This window comes from Nonomuraea fuscirosea, assembly GCF_003001935.1.
Lineage (GTDB): Bacteria > Actinomycetota > Actinomycetes > Streptosporangiales > Streptosporangiaceae > Nonomuraea > Nonomuraea fuscirosea.
In genome coordinates this window covers 352,822-371,385 of the sequence record NZ_PVNG01000009.1, presented here as the reverse complement: position 1 = coordinate 371,385, position 18,564 = coordinate 352,822, and the positions used below count along the sequence as shown (strand labels likewise).

The 18,564-nt window shown below is 70.5% G+C and carries 19 protein-coding genes; 6 read left to right on the top strand and 13 right to left on the bottom strand.

Annotation, left to right across the window (positions count from 1 at the left end):
• Window positions 1-94 precede the first annotated feature (94 nt).
• Together B0I32_RS22825 and trpD are read left to right on the top strand one after the other, a co-directional pair.
• Complete coding sequence (locus B0I32_RS22825) at window positions 95-520, top strand: response regulator (protein WP_106242703.1); 426 nt, start codon at window positions 95-97, stop codon at window positions 518-520.
• Between the two features lie 6 nt (window positions 521-526).
• Window positions 527-1,573 carry an anthranilate phosphoribosyltransferase gene (gene trpD / locus B0I32_RS22820; RefSeq protein ID WP_106242702.1) on the top strand — a complete coding sequence of 349 codons (1,047 nt, stop codon included), beginning with the start codon at window positions 527-529 and terminating at the stop codon, window positions 1,571-1,573.
• Between the two features lie 43 nt (window positions 1,574-1,616).
• Here trpD and B0I32_RS22815 read toward each other — a convergent pair whose 3' ends face one another.
• The 4 genes from B0I32_RS22815 to ctaC form a co-directional block, all read right to left on the bottom strand.
• Window positions 1,617-2,798, bottom strand: coding sequence for a L,D-transpeptidase (locus B0I32_RS22815; RefSeq protein ID WP_245955964.1), 1,182 nt, complete (start codon window positions 2,796-2,798; stop codon window positions 1,617-1,619).
• Between the two features lie 176 nt (window positions 2,799-2,974).
• Complete coding sequence (locus B0I32_RS22810) at window positions 2,975-3,388, bottom strand: cytochrome c oxidase subunit 4 (RefSeq protein WP_106242697.1); 414 nt, start codon at window positions 3,386-3,388, stop codon at window positions 2,975-2,977.
• Window positions 3,388-5,052, bottom strand: a complete 1,665-nt coding sequence (gene ctaD / locus B0I32_RS22805) for an aa3-type cytochrome oxidase subunit I (protein ID WP_106242695.1) — start codon at window positions 5,050-5,052, stop codon at window positions 3,388-3,390. Before ctaD ends, B0I32_RS22810 begins: the two co-directional genes overlap by 1 nt.
• A complete protein-coding gene (gene ctaC, locus B0I32_RS22800; RefSeq protein WP_435831804.1) occupies window positions 5,049-5,831 on the bottom strand; it encodes an aa3-type cytochrome oxidase subunit II in 783 nt (260 codons plus the stop codon). The genes ctaD and ctaC overlap by 4 nt, the downstream gene beginning before the upstream one ends.
• Window positions 5,832-6,033: 202 nt before the next feature.
• On the opposite strand from ctaC, the gene B0I32_RS22795 reads away from it, so the two are divergent.
• The 3 genes from B0I32_RS22795 to B0I32_RS22785 all read left to right on the top strand — a co-directional run bounded on the left by B0I32_RS22795 (window position 6,034) and on the right by B0I32_RS22785 (window position 7,943).
• Window positions 6,034-7,176, top strand: coding sequence for a cysteine desulfurase family protein (locus tag B0I32_RS22795; protein ID WP_219911963.1), 1,143 nt, complete (start codon window positions 6,034-6,036; stop codon window positions 7,174-7,176).
• On the top strand, window positions 7,173-7,418 hold the full coding sequence (locus tag B0I32_RS22790; protein WP_043638353.1) for a sulfurtransferase TusA family protein: 246 nt from the start codon (window positions 7,173-7,175) through the stop codon (window positions 7,416-7,418). Before B0I32_RS22795 ends, B0I32_RS22790 begins: the two co-directional genes overlap by 4 nt.
• 90 nt (window positions 7,419-7,508) lie before the next feature.
• Entirely contained in the window at window positions 7,509-7,943 is a 435-nt protein-coding gene (locus tag B0I32_RS22785) for a CBS domain-containing protein (protein WP_106242691.1), read from the top strand.
• A gap of 96 nt (window positions 7,944-8,039) precedes the next feature.
• Here the strand turns inward: B0I32_RS22785 and B0I32_RS22780 are convergent, their stop codons facing one another.
• On the bottom strand, window positions 8,040-9,026 hold the full coding sequence (locus B0I32_RS22780) for a carbohydrate kinase family protein (protein WP_106242688.1): 987 nt from the start codon (window positions 9,024-9,026) through the stop codon (window positions 8,040-8,042).
• A 107-nt stretch (window positions 9,027-9,133) separates the two neighbouring features.
• Window positions 9,134-9,487, bottom strand: a complete 354-nt coding sequence (gene erpA / locus B0I32_RS22775; protein WP_106242686.1) for an iron-sulfur cluster insertion protein ErpA — start codon at window positions 9,485-9,487, stop codon at window positions 9,134-9,136.
• Between the two features lie 164 nt (window positions 9,488-9,651).
• On the opposite strand from erpA, the gene nadA reads away from it, so the two are divergent.
• Window positions 9,652-10,803 carry a quinolinate synthase NadA gene (nadA, locus tag B0I32_RS22770; RefSeq protein WP_106242684.1) on the top strand — a complete coding sequence of 384 codons (1,152 nt, stop codon included), beginning with the start codon at window positions 9,652-9,654 and terminating at the stop codon, window positions 10,801-10,803.
• A 141-nt stretch (window positions 10,804-10,944) separates the two neighbouring features.
• On the opposite strand, the gene B0I32_RS22765 is transcribed toward nadA, so the two are convergent.
• From B0I32_RS22765 to B0I32_RS22735, 7 genes are all read right to left on the bottom strand, one after another.
• On the bottom strand, window positions 10,945-11,553 hold the full coding sequence (locus B0I32_RS22765; protein WP_106242682.1) for an SIMPL domain-containing protein: 609 nt from the start codon (window positions 11,551-11,553) through the stop codon (window positions 10,945-10,947).
• Window positions 11,554-11,607: 54 nt separating this feature from the next.
• On the bottom strand, window positions 11,608-13,800 hold the full coding sequence (locus tag B0I32_RS22760) for a serine/threonine protein kinase (RefSeq protein ID WP_181307662.1): 2,193 nt from the start codon (window positions 13,798-13,800) through the stop codon (window positions 11,608-11,610).
• A 164-nt stretch (window positions 13,801-13,964) separates the two neighbouring features.
• The gene (locus B0I32_RS61010) at window positions 13,965-15,824 is read right to left on the bottom strand and encodes an alpha/beta fold hydrolase (protein WP_146178276.1); all 1,860 of its coding nucleotides are present in this window, start codon (window positions 15,822-15,824) and stop codon (window positions 13,965-13,967) included.
• A 133-nt stretch (window positions 15,825-15,957) separates the two neighbouring features.
• On the bottom strand, window positions 15,958-16,515 hold the full coding sequence (pspAB, locus tag B0I32_RS22750; protein WP_106242673.1) for a PspA-associated protein PspAB: 558 nt from the start codon (window positions 16,513-16,515) through the stop codon (window positions 15,958-15,960).
• 8 nt (window positions 16,516-16,523) lie between these two features.
• Complete coding sequence (gene htpX / locus B0I32_RS22745) at window positions 16,524-17,384, bottom strand: zinc metalloprotease HtpX (RefSeq protein ID WP_245955973.1); 861 nt, start codon at window positions 17,382-17,384, stop codon at window positions 16,524-16,526.
• A 46-nt stretch (window positions 17,385-17,430) separates the two neighbouring features.
• Window positions 17,431-17,709, bottom strand: a complete 279-nt coding sequence (gene pspAA, locus B0I32_RS22740) for a PspA-associated protein PspAA (RefSeq protein ID WP_106242669.1) — start codon at window positions 17,707-17,709, stop codon at window positions 17,431-17,433.
• The gene (locus B0I32_RS22735; protein WP_181307660.1) at window positions 17,706-18,524 is read right to left on the bottom strand and encodes a PspA/IM30 family protein; all 819 of its coding nucleotides are present in this window, start codon (window positions 18,522-18,524) and stop codon (window positions 17,706-17,708) included. The genes pspAA and B0I32_RS22735 overlap by 4 nt, the downstream gene beginning before the upstream one ends.
• Window positions 18,525-18,564: the final 40 nt, after the last annotated feature.

Here is an 18,564-nt window from a genome sequence, read left to right as displayed (position 1 = left end):
AACGCCCAGCAGGCATGGTGGCCTGGGTCCGCACCCCGTCGCACCGGTACGATCCAGGTGACCCTACCTCTTCGACTGATAGTGAGCGCGACCGATGTCCACAGGGAGCACCGACGAGAAGATGAAAATTCTCGTCTACAGCGACGACGCCGCCACCCGGGCCGAGGTGAGCCAGGCCATCGGCAGACGTCCCGCGGCCGACGTACCGCTCGTGGAGATCGTGGAGTGCGCCACCGAGCCCAAGGTGCACCAGTGGCTGGCCTCCGGTGAGATCGACGTGGCGATCCTCGACGGCGAGACGCAGCCGGCCGGCGGCATGGGCGTCGCCCGCCAGGCCAAGGACGAGGTCTACGACTGCCCGCCCATCTGCCTGATCATCGCCAGGCGCGACGACCGCTGGCTCGCCGAGTGGTCCAAGGCCGACGCCGTCGTGCCGCAGCCGCTGGAGCCGATGGTCCTGGCCGACGCCGTGGCCGACCTCATGCGCCGTCGTTCCGCCACCCGACTCAACGCCAAGTAGGTGCCCATGGACTCCCGGACGACCTGGCCCACGCTGCTGTCCGCTCTCCTGTCCGGAGAGCACCTCACCTCCGACGAGTCGGCCTGGGCGATGCGGGAGATCATGTCCGGCGCCGCGACGCCGTCCCAGATCGCCGGCTTCGTGATCGCGCTGCGCGCCAAGGGCGAGACCGTGGCCGAGGTGGTGGGCCTGGCCCGCACCATGCTCGACCTGGCCACGCCGCTGAGCGTCGAGGGCCCCGTGGTGGACGTCGTCGGCACCGGCGGCGACCGGGCCCACACCGTCAACGTCTCCACCATGGCCGCCGTCGTGGCCGCCGCCGCGGGCGCGCGCGTGGTCAAGCACGGCAACCGGGCCGCCTCGTCCTCCTGCGGCGCCGCCGACGTCCTCGAGCACCTGGGCATCCGGCTCGACCTCACGCCCGAGCAGACGGCGCAGGTGGCCCGCCAGGCCGGCATCGCGTTCTGCTTCGCGCCGGTCTACCACCCCGCGCTGCGCTTCGCCGGGCCGACCCGCAAGGAGATCGGCGTCCCCACGGTCTTCAACTTCCTCGGCCCGCTGACCAACCCGGCCCGCCCGTCGGCCCAGGCCATCGGCGTCTACGACGCGGGCATGCTGCCGGTGCTCGCGGGCGTCTTCGCCGAGCGCGGGGTCTCGGCCCTGGTCTTCCGCGGCGACGACGGCCTCGACGAGCTCACCATCGCCGCCACCTCGACGGTCTGGGTGGTCAAGGACGGCACGGCGACGCAGACCACGTTCGACCCCGCGGTGCTCGGCATCCCGCGCGCCGACGTGGGCGCGCTGCGCGGCGGCGACGTGGCGTTCAACGCGCAGGCGGTGCACGACCTCGTCCGCGGCAAGACGGGGCCGGTGCGCGACGCGGTGCTGCTCAACGCGGCGGCGGCCCTGGTGGCGCTCGACGGGCCCGGCGACGACCTCGACTCGGCCATGATCGACGCCTACGCCCGCGCGGTGCAGGCGGTCGACTCCGGCGGCGCGGCGGCCGTGCTGGACCGCTGGATCGAGGCCAGCGGCTCCTTCCGCCCCGCCTAGACCGCCGCCTCCTACACTCCGTAGTAGCCCGGCCGGGCGGCGGTCAGCGGTCGAGCAGGTTGGTGGGGCCGTCCTTGAGCGCGCTCCACTTGAGCCACTCCTTCCAGTTCTCCTGCCAGTGCCCCCACCCGTTGGTGGGCTCCAGCTTGCGCGGCGTGCCCGTGATGATGATCGGGTCGCCGATCAGCGTGTTCTTGATGAACCAGGCCGCGTTGGCCGGGCTGACGTTCACGCAGCCGTGGCTGACGTTCGAGTTGCCCTGCGAGCCGACCGACCAGGGCGCGCTGTGCACGTACTCGCCGCTGTTGGAGATGCGCACGGTGTTGTAGACGGTCAGCCGGTAGTAGCCGGCCGAGCCGGGGCCGATCCCCGGCGAGGTCATCACGGTCACGGGCTCGCGCGACATGGCCAGGTGCACGCCCGAGGTCGTGTGGTACTTCCACTGGCCGCCCTGCCCGGCGCTCATCGGCATGCTGCGGATCCGCTTGCCGTCCCGCCGGACGATCAGGACGTGCTCGTTGGTGCTGCCCTTGGTGATCTGCGAGCGGCCGATCTTGAAGTCGAGCTTCACGTCGCGCTTGCCGTACATGCCGGGGCCGCCGCGCACGCCGGCCAGCCTGGCCTCCACCCGCACCTTCGTGTGCGCCGGCCAGTATTTCCGCGGCCGGAAGTCCACGTGCTGGTCGTCGAACCAGTGCCAGGCCCCCTCGACCGGCTTGGAGCTGTGCACGCTGAGGTTGCGCTCGACGGCCACCCGGTCGGTGACGGGCTGGTCGAAGGCGATCATGACGGGCATGCCGACGCCGACCGTCAGACCGGTGTCGTCCTTGTTCGGGGTGATGGTGGCGATGTCGAACGTCTTGCCGCCCTTGACCGTGCTGAACCCGCTGCGGGTCTCGCTCCGCTTGCCCGCCGCGTCGGCGGAGACGGCGGTCACCGTGTACGAGGTGCCGGGCCTGGCGGTGCCGAGGCTGCGCCACCGGGTGCCGTCGGCGCTGAGGACGCCCTTGAGGACCCCTGCCTTGCCCCCGTCCACCCGCACGCTCTTCAGCGTGCCTCCCTGGACCGAGACGACCACGGGCTGGTCCGTGGGCACGTTCGCCGTCTTGTCGGCCGGAGAGAACCCCACAGAGGCGCCGGGCGCCCCTCCGGCCATGGCGGCCCCCTGAGGGTCCTGCACCGGGCTCTGCGCCGAGCACGCCGCCAGCAGCGCCAAGGCCAGCAAGCCGGCCGATCCATACGCTCCTCGCCCCACGAAGTACTCCCTCGCCCGAGATCGAACCCCTTCCGCCTCCTTTATTACCCTGAGTAATTGATTCACCACATCCGTACACTGGTAAAGAACACCAAAAAGCGGGCGTCCCTCCTCAAGAGGAAGACGCCCGCTCCAGGTGTGGTGCCTCAGTGCGAGAAGTGGCCCCGGTAGTACTGGAAGACGAATCCGATCATGGCCATGATGATCAGGAAGACGCCGATCAGGAACATCCAGAAGCCGATCACGAACCCGGCGAAGGCGAAGGCCGCCGCCAGGCAGAGGAACAGCGGCCACCAGCTGCTCGGGCTGAAGAAGCCGATCTCGCCCGCGCCGTCGCTGATCTCGGCCTGCTTGTCGTCCTCCGGCTGCGCGCCGATCCGCCGCGCGGTGAACATCAGGTAGTAGCCCACCATGAACGCGAAGCCGACCGAGATGGCCATGGCCGTGGTGCCGACCGGCTCACCGTGGCCCGTCGCCGCCTTGGTCCAGAACCAGTAGGCGATGTCGACGCCGGCGAAGAAGACGCCGCACAGCAGGAAGAGCCAACCCTGGACCTTCATCAGCCCTCGACCTCCTGGGTGGACTTGGCGGACGCGTGCGGGTAGTGCAGGTCGAACGCGGGGCGCTCGGACCGGATCCGCGGCAGCGAGGTGAAGTTGTGCCGCGGCGGCGGGCAGGAGGTCGCCCATTCGAGCGAGCCGCCGTAGCCCCACGGGTCGTCCACGGTGACCTTGGGCGCGCTGCGCCAGGTCTTCCAGACGTTGTAGAAGAACGGCAGCGTCGAGGCGCCCAGCACGAACGCGCCCACCGAGGACAGCAGGTTGAGGTCGGTGAAGCCGTCGGCCGGGCTGTAGTCGGCGTAGCGCCGCGGGAAGCCCAGCATGCCGAGCCAGTGCTGGATCAGGAACGTCAGGTGGAAGCCGATGAACAGCAGCCAGAAGTGCAGCTTGCCGAGCTTGTCGTCGAGCATCTTGCCGGTGAACTTGGGCCACCAGAAGTAGAACCCGGCGAACATGGCGAACACGACGGTGCCGAAGACCACGTAGTGGAAGTGGGCGACGACGAAGTAGGTGTCGCTGATGTGGAAGTCGAGCGGCGGCGAGGCCAGGATGACGCCCGTCAGGCCGCCCAGGAGGAACGTGATGAGGAAGCCGACCGAGAAGAGCATCGGCGACTCGAAGCTCAGATGGCCTCGCCACATCGTGCCGATCCAGTTGAAGAACTTCACGCCCGTCGGCACCGCGATGAGGAACGTCATGAACGAGAAGAACGGCAGCAGCACCTGCCCGGTCGGGAACATGTGGTGCGCCCAGACCGTGATGGACAGGCCCGCGATCGAGATCGTCGCGGCCACGAGGCTGATGTAACCGAAGATCGGCTTACGGCTGAAGACCGGCAGGACCTCGGTGACGATGCCGAAGAACGGCAGCGCGATGATGTACACCTCGGGATGGCCGAAGAACCAGAACAGGTGCTGCCAGAGCAGCGCCCCGCCGTTCTCCGAGGTGAAGATGTGGGTGCCCAGTTTCCGGTCCGACTCCAGCGCCAGCAGCGCGGCGGCCAGCACCGGGAAGGCCATCAGCACGAGCATGCTGGTCAGCAGGATGTTCCAGGTGAAGATCGGCATCCGGAACATGGTCATGCCGGGCGCGCGCATGCAGATGATGGTGGTGATGAAGTTCACCGCGCCGAGGATCGTGCCGAGGCCGGACAGCGCCAGACCCATGATCCACAGGTCGCCGCCGATGCCGGGCGAGTTGATCGCGTTGGACAGCGGCGTGTAGGCGAACCAGCCGAACGAGGCCGCGCCGCCCGGGGTGAAGAAGCCCGACACGGCGATGAGGCTGCCGAACAGGTAGAGCCAGTAGCTGACCATGTTGAGGCGCGGGAACGCCACGTCGGGGGCGCCGATCTGCAGCGGCATCAGCTCGTTGGCGAAGCCGGCGAACAGCGGCGTCGCGAACATCAGCAGCATGATCGTGCCGTGCATGGTGAACAGCTGGTTGAACTGCTCGTTGCTGGTGATCTGCAGGCCGGGCTGCGCCAGCTCGGCCCGCATGATCAGCGCCATGACGCCGCCGATCAGGAAGAAGGCGAACGACGTGATCAGGTACATGTGCCCGATGATCTTGTGATCAGTCGAGGACATCCACTTGGCGATGATCTGGCCCTTGGTGATGGGCCTGACCGGCGCTGTCGTCAGTGGTTCGTGGATGGCGGTCACTGGGCACTCCCAGCCTGTTGGGTCGCGAGGTACTGGTCCCAGTCCGGCTTGTCTACGAGCTTCACCGAGAAGAGCATCCGGCTGTGGTCGACGCCGCAGAGCTCGGCGCAGCGGCCGGCGAAGACGCCGGTCCTGTCGAGCGTGTTGATCTGGAACTTGCGGCCGGGGTTGTCCTCGGGGATGCCGGGGATCACGTCACGCTTGAACAGGAACTCCGGCACCCAGAACGAGTGGATGACGTCGTCGGTCGACAGGTCGAACTCGACCTTCGTCTTCGTCGGCAGGACCAGCTGCGGGCCCTGGTGGAAGTCGTTCACCGGCACACCCGCGACCGGCGGCAGCGTCTTGCCGTTGACGGTCGTGGTGAAGCGCCAGCTCCACTGGTACGCCTCGACCTTGACCTTGACCGTGGCGTCGCCGTCGACCTTGGACAGCACCTCGCTGTCGCGGGCGGTGAAGAAGAAGAACACCGACACCATGACCAGCGGGATCAGGGTGTAGAGCATCTCGATCGGCAGGTTGTAACGCACCTGCGGCGGCAGCTCGGCCTTGGCCCTGCGCTTGCGATGGAAGAACGACGCCCACAGGATCAGCACGATGACGACCGCGCCCGTGGCGAGTGCGGCGATCCAGGCCCCGTTCCACAGGCTCTGCACCACACCGGCCTCTTCGGTGATGTGGTCAGGAAGAAGGCCGCGAGACCAGTTGGCCTCGGGGACGTCATTAGCACACGCCGTAGCAGTGGCCAGCAGCAACGCCAAAGCGGCGGCTCGTGGCACCCTGCGCCGGGCCAACGAACGCCGCGTCGTACGGCGAGTCGGACTCACGGATCGCCTACCCCACAGATGAAGCCCAAGAGTCTCTCCCTTGGGCGCTCGTATTGCTGTTTTCTGCATCAAGCACAGACTGACAAGCAGACACATTAGCGTGCGGGTGCCTCGCCCTACCTCTCGACCCCTCGATGGCGCCGGAAGTGGGACGATGTATCCCGTGGCCTACTTCGACGCGGCTTCCAGCGAGCCGCTCCACCCCCAGGCGCGCGAGGCGCTGCTGGCGGCGATCGACGCCGGCTGGGCCGATCCGGCGAGACTCTACGGAGCGGCCCGCCGCGCTCACCTGCTGCTCGAACAGGCCCGCACGGACGTGGCCGAGGCGCTCGGCGCGCGTCCTGACGAGGTGTCGTTCACCGCGTCGGGCACGCAGGCCGTGCATCTCGGCGTGCTCGGCACCCTACACGGAAGACGCAGGGCCGGACGCCACCTGGTGACGAGCGCGGTCGAGCACTCCAGCGTGCTGCACGCGGGCCAGGTGCACGAACGCGAGGGCGGCACGGTCGAGACGGTGGGCGTCGACCTGAGCGGGCGGGTGGACCTGGCGCGCTTCGCCGAGGCGGTCGCCGCGCCCGGCACGGCGCTGGCCTGCCTGCAGACGGCCAACCACGAGGTCGGCACCACCCAGCCGGTGGCCGAGGCGGCCGGGGCCTGCCGCGCGCACGGCGTTCCGCTGCTGGTGGACGCGGCGCAGACGGCGGGCCGGATGCCGATCCCGCCCGGCTGGTCGGTGCTGGCGGCCAGCGCCCACAAGTGGGGCGGCCCGGCCGGGGTGGGTGTGCTGGCGGTGCGGAAGGGCACGCGGTTCCGCTCGTTCCTGCCGGAGGACGAGCGGGAGCGGCGGCGGGTGCCGGGCTTCGAGAACGTGCCCGCCGTCGTCGCGGCCGCCGCGGCCCTGCGCGCGGTGCGCGCCGAGGCGGAGCGGGAGCAGGCGCGGCTCTCCGCGCTCGTCGACCGGATCAGGACCAGGGTCAAGGAGACCGTCCCCGACGTGGAGGTCATCGGCGACCCCGTCGGCCGGGCCCCGCACATCGTGACCTTCTCGTGCCTGTACGTCGACGGGGAGGCGCTGCTGACCGAGCTCGACAAGGCGGGCTTCGCCGTATCGTCCGGAAGTTCGTGCACCGCTAGTACGCTTCGTCCATCGCACGTCCTAGAGGCGATGGGCGTGCTGACGCATGGCAATGTCCGGGTGTCGCTGCCCAGGGGGACCCGCGCGGACGAGGTCGACGCCTTCCTCGCCGCGCTGCCCGACCTGGTGCGCCGGATCCGGCAGGACGCGGGAGTCGCATGACCGAGGTTACCCAGCCGGCTTTGACCATCGACGCGCTCGGCAAGAAGTGCCCGATCCCGATCATCATGCTCGCCGAGCAGATCAACTACGTTCCGCTGAACGCCGTGGTGGCCGTGCTGGCCGACGATCCCGCGGCCTACACGGACGTGCCGGCGTGGTGCAGGCTGAAGTCGCATCGGCACGTGGGGTCGTACGAGCTGCCTGAGGGCGGCTGGGCGATCCACGTGCGGCGCAACTACTGAAATCTCCGGCCTGTCGCTCACCAGCCGATTCACGCCCGCACAGCGGGTAGGGCCTTCCCTTGAGGAGTCATCGACAACCGGGGGGAAGTCATGATCAGCGGAAATCCGCACGAGACCGCCCGCGACGTCATGAGCACGGGCGCGGAGTGCATCGCGGCGCACGAGACCCTTGACCGGGCGGCGCAGATGATGCGCGAGAGCAACGTGGGCGCCCTGCCCGTCTGCGGGCCGGACGACCGCGTCACCGGCATCATCACCGACCGCGACATCGTGCTGAAGTGTGTCGCGGCCGGTCACGATCCGTCCCGCGTGACGGCGGGCGAGCTGGCCGTCGGGCTGGTCTGGGTGCCGTCGGACGCGACCGTGGAGGAGGCGCTGGCCCGGATGGAGGAGCACCGGATCAAGCGCCTGCCGGTGATGGAGAACGGCCGCATCGTCGGCATGATCACCGAGGCGGACCTGGCCAGGCACCTGCCCGACGGCGATCTCGCCGAGTTCGTGCACCGCGTCTACGCCATGGGCTGAAACGCCGTTCGGCAGGCGTCCTGACGGCGGCCGGACGGGCCGGCGGTCCTGTGGCGGGCCGTCCCATGAGGGGCGGCCCGTCTCACGTTCTCCGGCTCAGGGGTGGTAGCAGCGGACGTGGGGGGCGATCTCCGCCTCGGCCTCCGCGCCGTACGCGGCGCCGAACCGGTCCAGGAACGCCTTCTGCCCGAGCTCGTACTCCTGGCCGCCCACGCGCTCCAGCACGTGGGTGGCGGTCAGGTTGCCGATCTGCCCGCACCGCTCCAGCGGCAGGCCCCAGGCCACGCCGGCCAGGAACCCGGCGCGGAAGGCGTCGCCGACGCCGGTGGGGTCGGCCTTGCCCCGCTCTGGGGCGGGGGCGACCTGGATGGACGGCTCGCCCTGGCGGTCGATGACGGCGCCCTTGGGGCCGAGCGTGGTGATCCGGACGCCGACCCGGCCGAGGATCTCCTCGTGGGACCAGCCGGTCTTCTGCTCGATGAGCCCCTTCTCGTAGTCGTTGCTGAACAGGTAGGCGGCGCCGTCGACGAGCTGGCGGATCTGCTCGTCCTCCATCCGGGCCAGCTGCTGGGAGATGTCGGCGGCGAACGGGATGCCGCGCTGGCGGCACTCGTCGGCGTGACGCAGCATGGCGTCGGGGTCGTTGGGGCTGATCAGGACCAGGTCGAGGCTGCCCAGGCGGTCGGCCACGGGCTGCAGCTCGATGAGCCGCGCCTCGGCCATGGCGCCGGTGTAGAACGAGGCGATCTGGTTGTGGTTCTCGTCCGTGGTGCACAGGAAGCGGGCGGTGTGCTGGGTCTCCGAGACGTGCACGGAGCCGCACTCGACGCCATGGCGCTCCAGCCACGAGCGGTAGTCGGCGAAGTCGTTGCCGACCGCCCCCACGAGGATCGGCTTGAGGCCGAGACAGGCCATTCCGAAGGCGATGTTCGCGGCGCAGCCGCCACGGCGGATCTGGAGGTCATCGACCAGGAAAGAGAGCGACACCCGATCGAGTTGCTCGGCGATGAGCTGGTCGCCGAAGCTCCCAGGGAAGGTCATCAGGTGATCTGTCGCGATGGAGCCGGTTACGGCGATGCGCACGGGATTCTTCTTCCTCGTTGTCAGCAGGCCAATGAGCCCCACGAGGATACGCGAAGGTCCCGCACGCACAAAGGCGAGCGGGACCTGCCGGCCGCGGGCGACCCGTTCTAGTTGAACGAGTCACCACAGGCGCACGAGCCCGTGGCGTTGGGGTTGTCGATCGTGAAGCCCTGCTTCTCGATCGTGTCGACGAAGTCGATGGAGGCGCCCATCAGGTAGGGGGCGCTCATCCGGTCGGTGACCACGCTGACGCCGCCGAAGTCCGACACGACGTCGCCGTCCATCGAACGGTCGTCGAAGAAGAGCTGGTAGCGCAGGCCGGAGCAACCTCCCGGCTGCACGGCGACCCGCAGCTGCAGACCTTCTTCGCCCTGCTGTTCGAGCAGGTTCTTGACCTTGGCGGCGGCCGCGTCAGTCAGGATCAGGCCCTGTGCCGTGGTCTCGCTGCTCTCAACCGTCATCTGCTGACTCCCTAACCCGGCTGTCTGTTTTCGACGTCCTTGCTAATGACGCTACCAACACCTGGGCGATGCCACACATTCCCGGGGCCCCATCCCCCGGAATGACCACATTTATCCGTGTGTCATGATGGGTATCGTCATAACGACGATAAGGGGGTACTGCCATGGCCACCCAGACTGGACTGCCGCTCTTCGTGCTCGGCCGGGGCGCCGATCCGCACAGCGAGAAGGGGGTCGACTGTCCCGGCGAGCTGCCGCCGGCCTCCGACCCCGGCCTGGTGGAACGGGCCCGCAAGGCCAAGGAGGCGCTCGGCGACCGCCTGTTCGTGCTCGGCCATCACTACCAGCGTGACGAGGTCATCCAGTTCGCCGACGTGACGGGCGACTCGTTCAAGCTGGCCCAGCAGGCGGCGGCGCGGCCCGGGGCCGAGTTCATCGTCTTCTGCGGCGTGCACTTCATGGCCGAGTCCGCCGACATCCTGACGGGCGCGGGCCAGAAGGTGGTCCTGCCCGACCTGGCGGCCGGTTGCTCGATGGCGGACATGGCCACGTTCGACCAGGTCGAGGAGTGCTGGGAGGCGCTGGAGGACGCCGGGCTGGCCGACCAGGTGGTGCCGGTCACGTACATGAACTCCAGCGCCGACATCAAGGCGTTCTGCGGCAGGAACGGCGGCGCCGTCTGCACCTCCTCCAACGCCCGCCGCGCGCTCGACTGGGCGTTCACGCGGGGGCAGAAGGTGCTGTTCCTGCCCGACCAGCATCTCGGCCGCAACACCGCGGTGCTGGAGATGGGCATGTCCCTGGACGACTGCGTGGTGTGGAACCCGCACCGCCCCAACGGCGGCCTGACCCGCGAGCAGCTGGAGCGGGCCAGGATGATCCTGTGGCGGGGCCACTGCTCGGTGCACGGCCGCTTCACCGCCGAGTCGGTGGACGACGTACGCGCGCGCATCCCCGGCGTCAACGTGCTCGTGCACCCGGAGTGCCGGCACGAGGTGGTGCTCAAGGCCGACCACGTGGGCTCGACCGAGCACATCATCAAGACGCTGGAGGCGGCCCCCTCGGGGTCGAGCTGGGCCATCGGCACGGAGCTCAACCTGGTCAAGCGCCTGGCGCAGACCTTCCCCGACAAGGACATCTCGTTCCTGGACCGGACCGTCTGCTACTGCTCCACGATGAACAGGATCGACCTGCCGCACCTGGTGTGGGCGCTGGAGTCGCTGGTGCTGGGCGAGGTCGTCAACCAGATCACGGTGGACGAGGACACCACCCACTGGGCCAAGGTCGCCCTGGACCGCATGCTGGCCCTTCCGTAGGGCACGGCGCCGCGCCGGGCCTGGGACGATGCCGCCGCCCTCGCCCGGCGCACGGCGGATCGGGGTGATGCCGCCGCCCTCGCCCGGCGCACGCGGGCCCTGGCCTGGGGCCGGTGCGTCGTGTGGCCGGCTGGGCTCAGGTCAGGCGAAGTCGTAGCCGAGGCGTACCGTGACGGTGAGCGACTGGCGGCCCGGGCTGATCGAGGCTTCGGAGTCGGCCGCGAAGTTCGCCGCCATCCGCGCCATCGGCCGCGGCGGCCCCGCGGAGAGGTCCTCGCTCACCTCCGTCACCCGCCCCAGCGGGCGCCCGGCCAGCTCGGCGTACTGCGCCGCCTTGGCCGCGGCGTCCCTGAACGCCCGCACCCGCGCCTCCGCCAGCGCCCCGGCCGGGTCGGACCGTTCGAAGGCCACGCCGTTGAGCCTGGCCTCCTCTCCCACGCCCGCCACGGTGTCGATGACGTGGTCGGCCCTGCTCAGGTCGCGGACGACGACCTCGACGCCCTGGACGGCCCGGTACGCGGCCACCTCCGGGTAGTTGGCGTATTCGGGCCCCAGCGACAGCTCCACCGTGGTCACGTCGTCAGGGGCGACGCCCTCCCGCCTGAGCGCCTCGGCCAGCCGGGCGGCGGCGGCCCGCACCGCGGCGAACGCCTCGGCGGCGGAGGTCCTGCGCACCTCGACGCCCGCGTGCAGGCGCAGGATGTCGGGTGTGGCCAGGACCGAACCCTGGCCGATCACGGTGATGTCCACGAGGCCCAGCCCCTTCGCATGGGTTCCACCCCGATCTTAGGACGCCGCAGGAGGCTACGCGGGCACGCGGGCGAAGCGGAATCCCATCTTGTCGAACTCGGCCTTCTCCGCCGCCGTCGCCAGCACCCGCGAGACCTGCCCTTTCAGGTCGATGACGACGGCCTCGTAACCCTTGTCCTTGATCCGCCACACGGCCAGGTGCTCGTCGTCCCACCAGCCGATGAGGCGGACGGCGGCGAACGGGATCGTCACCGCGTCCGCGCCGCCGCCGGAGGTGGAGCGGGCGCACAGCGTGGTGGCGTCCGTCGTGCAGTGGGCCAGGAAGCGGGAACCGGTCGGCGAGACGTCGTCGCCCTCCACCCACACCGGCGCGCCCACGTCCCGCAGCGTGCGCACGAGCCTGCCGTTGAGGTCGTAGAACGTCATCCGGTCGCCGACCCACGTGCCCACCGCCTGGCCGCCGGCGTCCCAGAAGAAGCGCCACTTCCCCGCGCCCTGCTCCTTGATCTCGAACACGCGGCCCTTCTCGTAGGTGACGTCGACGATGCCGTAGCCGTACTCGACCGTGTTGTTCTCCGCGCCCTTGAAGAGGGTGACCAGGCCGTACTTGCCGTCGGGGGACCAGCGCGGCGTGGTGGGGAAGACCGGCCTGGGGCTGAGCCTGATCGCACGCCTGCCGCCGGTGGCGTGGTCGACGATCGAGACGGTGGCGTAGCCGTCCGTGGTGTAGTCGGCGTCGGTGGCGAGCGCGCGGCCGGTCCTGGGGTCGAGGGCGTACTCGAAGTAGCGGCTGTCGGCGGTGAAGGCGCCGGTGGCGTGCTGCCTGACGTAGAGGCGCTTGCCGCTGTCGAGGGTGTAGGAGACGAGCTCCATGGGGTCGCCGGCGCGCTCCTCGACCCGCACCGACGTGCCCGGCAGGGCGATCGAACGGATGGCGGGGCGGGTCGCCGGCGCCGTCGTGGGCGTGGTGGCGGGGGCGGAGGTGGCGACCTGGGCGGCCGTGGACGTGGGTGTCGTACCGCCGCCTCCGGATCCTTCTGAGAGCCGGACGGCCACCAGCGCCGTAGCGGCGACCAGCGTGAGCGCGCCCGAGACGACCGCCGTGACCACCCAGCCGGTACGCCGGCGCCGGGTGGGCCACGTGTGCGGCCCGGGCCGCGCCTGCCGGCCAGGCGCGTGCGGGCCGGCCGCCGCGTACGGCCCGGCTCCCACGTGCGGATGGGCCGCCTGCGAACCCGCCCCCGCGTACGGGCCTGCCCCCGCGTACGGGCCTGCTCCCTCCTGTGGGCCGGCTGTCGTGTGCGGGCCGGCAGCCATGTGCGAGCCGGTCGTCGGCGTGTGCGGGCCCGCCGCCGCGCTTCCCTCCTGGAGCAGCCCGGATCCCCGCACGCCCGGTAACCGCTGCCCGCTGGAGGCCGTCCGAGGGGCTGGGGCGGGGGCGTGGCCGAGGAGGCGCATGAGGGCGTCGCTCGCCGACGGCCGTCCGGCGGGGTCCTTGGCCAGGCACTCCGTGACGAGGGCGCGGAGGGCGGGATCCGCGATGGAGCCGGTGTCGGCCTCGGTGTGCATGATCCGGTTGACCACCGCGGGCACGCTGTCCTGCCCGAACGGCGGCTGCCCCGAGGCGGCGTACAGCAGCGTGCACGCCCACGCGAACATGTCCGACCGCGGCCCCGGGTTCGACTGGGTGAGCTGCTCGGGAGCCATGTACGAGGGCGTGCCGATCACGGCCACGGTGAGCGTCGAGCTGAGGTCGAGCGCCCTGGCGATGCCGAAGTCGATCACGCGGGGACCGTCGGAGGCCAGCAGCACGTTCGACGGCTTGAAGTCGCGGTGCACGATGCCGGCCTGGTGGATGGCGACCAGCGCGGTGATGGTGCCGATGGCGAGCCGGTGCAGGGAGGTGCCGGTGCGGGGGCCCTGCCGGCGTACGACGTCGGCGAGGGTGGGGCCGTCGATGTACTCGCTGACGATGTACGGGCGCCCGCCGTACAGGCCGGTCTCGACGACCTGCGCCGTGCAGAACGGCGCCACCCGCCGCGCCATCGCCACCTCGCGGACGAACCGCTCCGACGCCTCGGCGTCGCCTGCCAGGTCGGCGCGCAGCAGCTTGAGCGCCACCTTGGTGCCGTCCGGCGCCGTGGCGAGGTAGACGATGCCCTGCCCGCCCTCGCCGAGCCGCCCCGACAGCCCGTACGCGCCCACCGTCGCCGGATCCCCTGGCCGCAGACCCGCCAGGTCAGGCATTGGCACCCCCACAAATGGCCTCTTTCCCCGCCATTCTGGTGGGTGGCCCACAGATCCGTCACCCATTCCCCCAACGCCACCCCCACCCCCAGCTCAACGCCCCCACCCACCAAAGGGCCGCCACCGTCCCAGTGACCGCCGCCCGCATGAGGGCCGTTGCCGGCTCAGGGACCGCCGCTGTCTCGCTGATCGCCGCCTGCTGGAGGGTCGTCGCCGGTGGCGGGCTTGCCGGGCGGCCCCGCACCGAATTCGGGCGCTTGGGGCATCTGGGGTACTTGCCGCTGATGCTGAGCGTGAGCGTGAACGGAAGGCAGGGCCGCGTCGGCGACGGTGTGTGGGTGGTGGAGGTGGATGCGGCGTCCCGGGCCTGGTACGCGGACGTGCTCGCCCCCGAGTTCGTACGCCAGCCGCTCCCGGCAGCCGTCCGGGTCGCCCGCGCTGATCACGACGACCGGCGCCCCGGGGAACGGCTTCTCGGCCCGGAGCCTGCGCAGGTCAGCGGCCATGCCGCCCCGCGCCAGCCACTCCCCCGCCATCGCGGAGATCGTCGTGCCGGTGCGGGAGATCCCCGACGGGTCGGGCAGCCCGGTGAGCAGCCGGTGCGCGGCCGGTCCGGTCAGCCGGGCCAGGACGGTCGCACCCCACGTCCCGCCGAGCGCGGGCAGCCAGCGTCCCGCCGTCCCGGTGGCCGCCGCCGGCGGGGGCCGTTCGGTGACGCAGGCCGGATCCACCAGGACGAGCCGGGCCAGGCACAGCGGATGCAACCGGGCGAACGCCTCCGCATGCCAGCAGGCGACACCGTGCGCGATGACGGTGACCTGCTGCGGATGAGCCGGAGCCAGCGCGGCCAGCCGGGCCACCTCGCCGTACAGGGTCGGCGGCGCGGACGAGGGCGGACTGAGGCCGAGCCCGGGCCGGTCGAACCGGATGACCCGATGCCCGGCGGCGACGAGCAGACCGGCCACCGCATCCCAATGAAACCAGGCCCCCGCCGCCCCCACCGCGATCAGCACCGCAGGCCCCTCCCCCTGCACGACAACGTGCTGCCTCCCACACCCGGCAACCACCCCACCCGAACCCACCCCGACGCCCGCACCCCCAGCACCGCCCCCACCCAAACCCACCCCGACGCCCGCACCCCCAGCACCGCCCCCACCCGGACTCGCCTCGACACCCCGACCCGCGACGCCGTCCCCGCCCTCTTCACCTCCTCCGCCTGCGGTGTCAGCCCGGCACCACTCTTCTGCCGTACCGGCGAGCCGTCCGGCATCCGCCCCACTCACCGCCTCCAGCGGGTGTCCAGCCCCGCTCACTACGCCGAACCCCTCTCCCGCGCCCTCCGGGCGGACCCTGGCGCCGCCCACGCCGCCCATGCGGCCGGGCGCGATTCTCATGGAGGGGGTCAGGGCTTCGTTCCCCTCCTGGTCGTCGGCGATGAGCAGGCGCAAGGCCACGTACACGAGCCAGAACGCGATCATGGTGAGCTGGGCCCGGTGCGCGAGCCCGGCGCCGCGTCCGCCGGCCAGACCGGCCACGGTGAGCACCGTGGCGGCCAGGGTGAGCCAGGTGAACAGCCACGACACCCACGAGCGCCAGCTCACGCCGAGCAGCGCCATCGCGGCCAGTACGGCGGCCGTGCCCAGCCCGCCCGCCGCGAGGTGGATCAGGTGGCCCATCGAGGTCCCCTGGCGGCCGCAGAGCGGGTCGCTCACCGTGGCGCAGTCCAGCGGGAAAAGCCCGGTCACGACGGTGAGCAGCCCGAAGGCGGCCAGCGCCAGCCAGCCGGGCCATTCGCGCGCCACCCTCGGCACGAGCGTCACGCCGAGCAGGCAGGCCAGCCCGGCCAGCACGTCGCTGACCCGGAACAGGCGCGTCCACGGCTGGTCACGGGCGGCCAGCTCGCCGACGTAGCCGTCGGTCCGGTCCACGGCGGGAGTGGTGAACTGGCCGGTCATCCAGGCGCTGCCGAGTACCGCCGCCACGATGAACGCGGACGCGGCGAACACGAACAACCTTCGCTCCACGTAATGATTAGATCACTGTGGGCGATCGTCACACATAAGCACCCCAGCTGGAGGCCTCGCACGAAACCCGCAGAGGCAGGCAACCCACCGGGACCGAGCCCCGCGTGGACAAGTCCTCTCGCGAAAGGCGCGGTCAGAGGCCGGGGGCGCCCCAGACGGGGAACCAGCGGCTGAGGTCCTTCTCCAAGGGCAGCTCGCCCTCCAGCGCCCCCCTGGCCTGCAGTTCGAGCGCGTTGTCGCGCTTCTGTCCGGAGGTAGGGGCGAAAGGGTAGAAGGTGCCGCGTTTGTACAGGTACACCACGGCCAGCCGCCCCCCGTCCGGGCCGGCGAACGACACCAGCGAGCACAGCAGCGACGGCCCGAACCCAGCGTCCTCCAGCGACGAGTTCACGGCGTGCAGCTCGGTGACCAGGTCGCTGAGGGCGTCGGGCGAGCGGCGTACCAGGAGCCAGGTGTAGCCGTAGCCGTCGTCGGACTCCTCGACGCGCTCCCCGAGCAGCGCCTTGACGTCGCGTTCGAGCGTGGCGAACGCGCCGCCCTCGGCGGCCCTGAACGCCACGGAGCCGGAACCGGTGGGGACGAGCCCGGTCGCGGCCTGCAGCGTCACGGCCGCCGACGGCAGCGCGAACAACGCGTCGAGGTTGGGCTTGACCGGCTTCGACCGGCCGAGGAGCGAGTCGAGCCAGCCCATGAGATGCTTCAGCCCCTTCCGAGTTGCCGCGAGATGTTCGCCAGCTGCTCCAGCCGGCGCTCCAGCGGCGGGTGCGTGGAGAACAAGGTCGCCAGCGTCTGGCCCTTGGCCAGGGCGGGCGCGAAGTAGAAGGCGTTGAACGGCTCCGCCTCGCGCAGGTCCCTGGTCGGAATCCTGGCCATCTCGCCGCTCACCTTGGTCAGCGCGCTGGCCAGGGCGGAAGGGCGCTGCGTGAGCAGGGCGCCGGCCCGGTCGGCGGCCAGTTCGCGGTAGCGCGACAGGGCCCGGGTGAGCAGGAAGCTGACGGCGTACACGATGACCGACACCAGCAGGATCACGAGCCCGATGGGCACGCCGCCCTGGCCGTTGGAGGACCGGCGGCCGCCGAGCCCCGTGTAGAGCGCGAAGCGGGTCATCAGCCCCGCCACGATCCCGAGGAACGAGGCGATCGTCATGACGGCCACGTCACGGTGGGCCACATGGGACAGCTCGTGGGCGATCACGCCCTCCAGCTCCTGCGGCTCCAGGCGGCGCAGGATGCCCGTCGTCACGCAGACGACGGCCTTCTTCTGGTTGCGGCCGGTGGCGAACGCGTTGGGGACGTCGGAATCCGCGATCGCCACCCGTGGCTTGGGCATGTCGGCCATGGCGCACAGCCGGTCGATCAGGCCGTGCAGCTCAGGGGCCTCCTGCGGGGAGACCTCCCGCCCGTGCATCGCGAACAGGGCGATGCGGTCGGACAGGAAGTACTGCACCAGCAGCAGGCCGCCCGCCAGCACCAGCACGGTCAGTGCCTGTACGCCGAGAGCGATCAGGACGCCGACGAACACCACGTAGAGCAGGCCGAGCAGGAACATCGTCACGACCATGCGGCTGGTCAGGCCGCGATCGGACGCGAACCGCGTACTCACGGGCTCAGCCCGGGATCAGGCCCTGGTCGCCCAGCATCTCCCGGACTTCCTCGATCGAGGCGTCCGCGGGGGGAAGGATCAGCTCTGACGGCTCAAGGCTGTCGTCGGAAAGCGCCTTGCCCACATGGCGCACCTTGTCGAGCAACGCGTGCAGCTTGACCCGGAACGACTGCTCGTCACCCGCGTCGATGGCCGCTTCGAGCTCGGTGTCCAGCTCGTTGAGGACCGAGATGTCTTCGGCGGAGATCTCCACCTGACCCTCGCCCATGATCCTGACGATCATGCGCCCTCCCCAGGCTGGCGCAGCTGCTGGGTGCCGCCCTGCTGCTGCGGCTGGGCCTGCGGCTGAGGCTGCTGCTGCGGCTGCCCCTGCTCGATGGCACTCTGCGGCGCCGGGCCCTGGCCGAGCTCGGCCTTCATCCTGGCCAGCTCCAGCTCGACGTCCATGCCGCCGCCCATGCGGTCGAGCTCGGCCTGGATGTCGTCGCCGCGGGTGCCGCTGTAGTCGTCGAGCGCGCCGCTGGCCAGCAGCTCGTCGATCGCGCCGGCGCGGGCCTGCATCTGCGCCGTCTTGTCCTCGGCGCGCTGGATCGCCAGGCCGACGTCGCCCATCTCCTCGGAGATGCCGGAGAACGCCTCGTTGATGCGCGTCTGCGCCTCGGCCGCGGTGTAGGTGGCCTTGATCGTCTCCTTCTTGGTGCGGAAGGAGTCGACCTTGGCCTGCAGCCGCTGCGAAGCCGTGGTCAGCTTCTCCTCTTCAGCCTGCAGGTTGTCGTGCTGGACCTTGAGGTCGGTCATCTGCGACTGCAGGTTGGACCGCCGCTGCAGCGCCTCGCGGGCCAGATCCTCACGGCCCACGGACAGCGCCTTGCGCCCCTGCTCCTCATAACGCTTGGCCTGGCTCTCCAGGCCGTTGATCTGCAACTCCACCCTCTTGCGCGAGGTGGCGACGTCGGCCACCCCCCTGCGCACCTTCTGCAACAGCTCCAGCTGCCGCTGATAGGAGTAGTCAAGGGTCTCGCGCGGATCCTCCATCTTGTCCAGGGCCTTGTTGGCCTTGGACTTGAAGATCATCGAAAGTCTCTTCATCACGCTCATGCGCGTCGGCCGTCCCCTTCTAGGTCGTGCTGGTGTTATC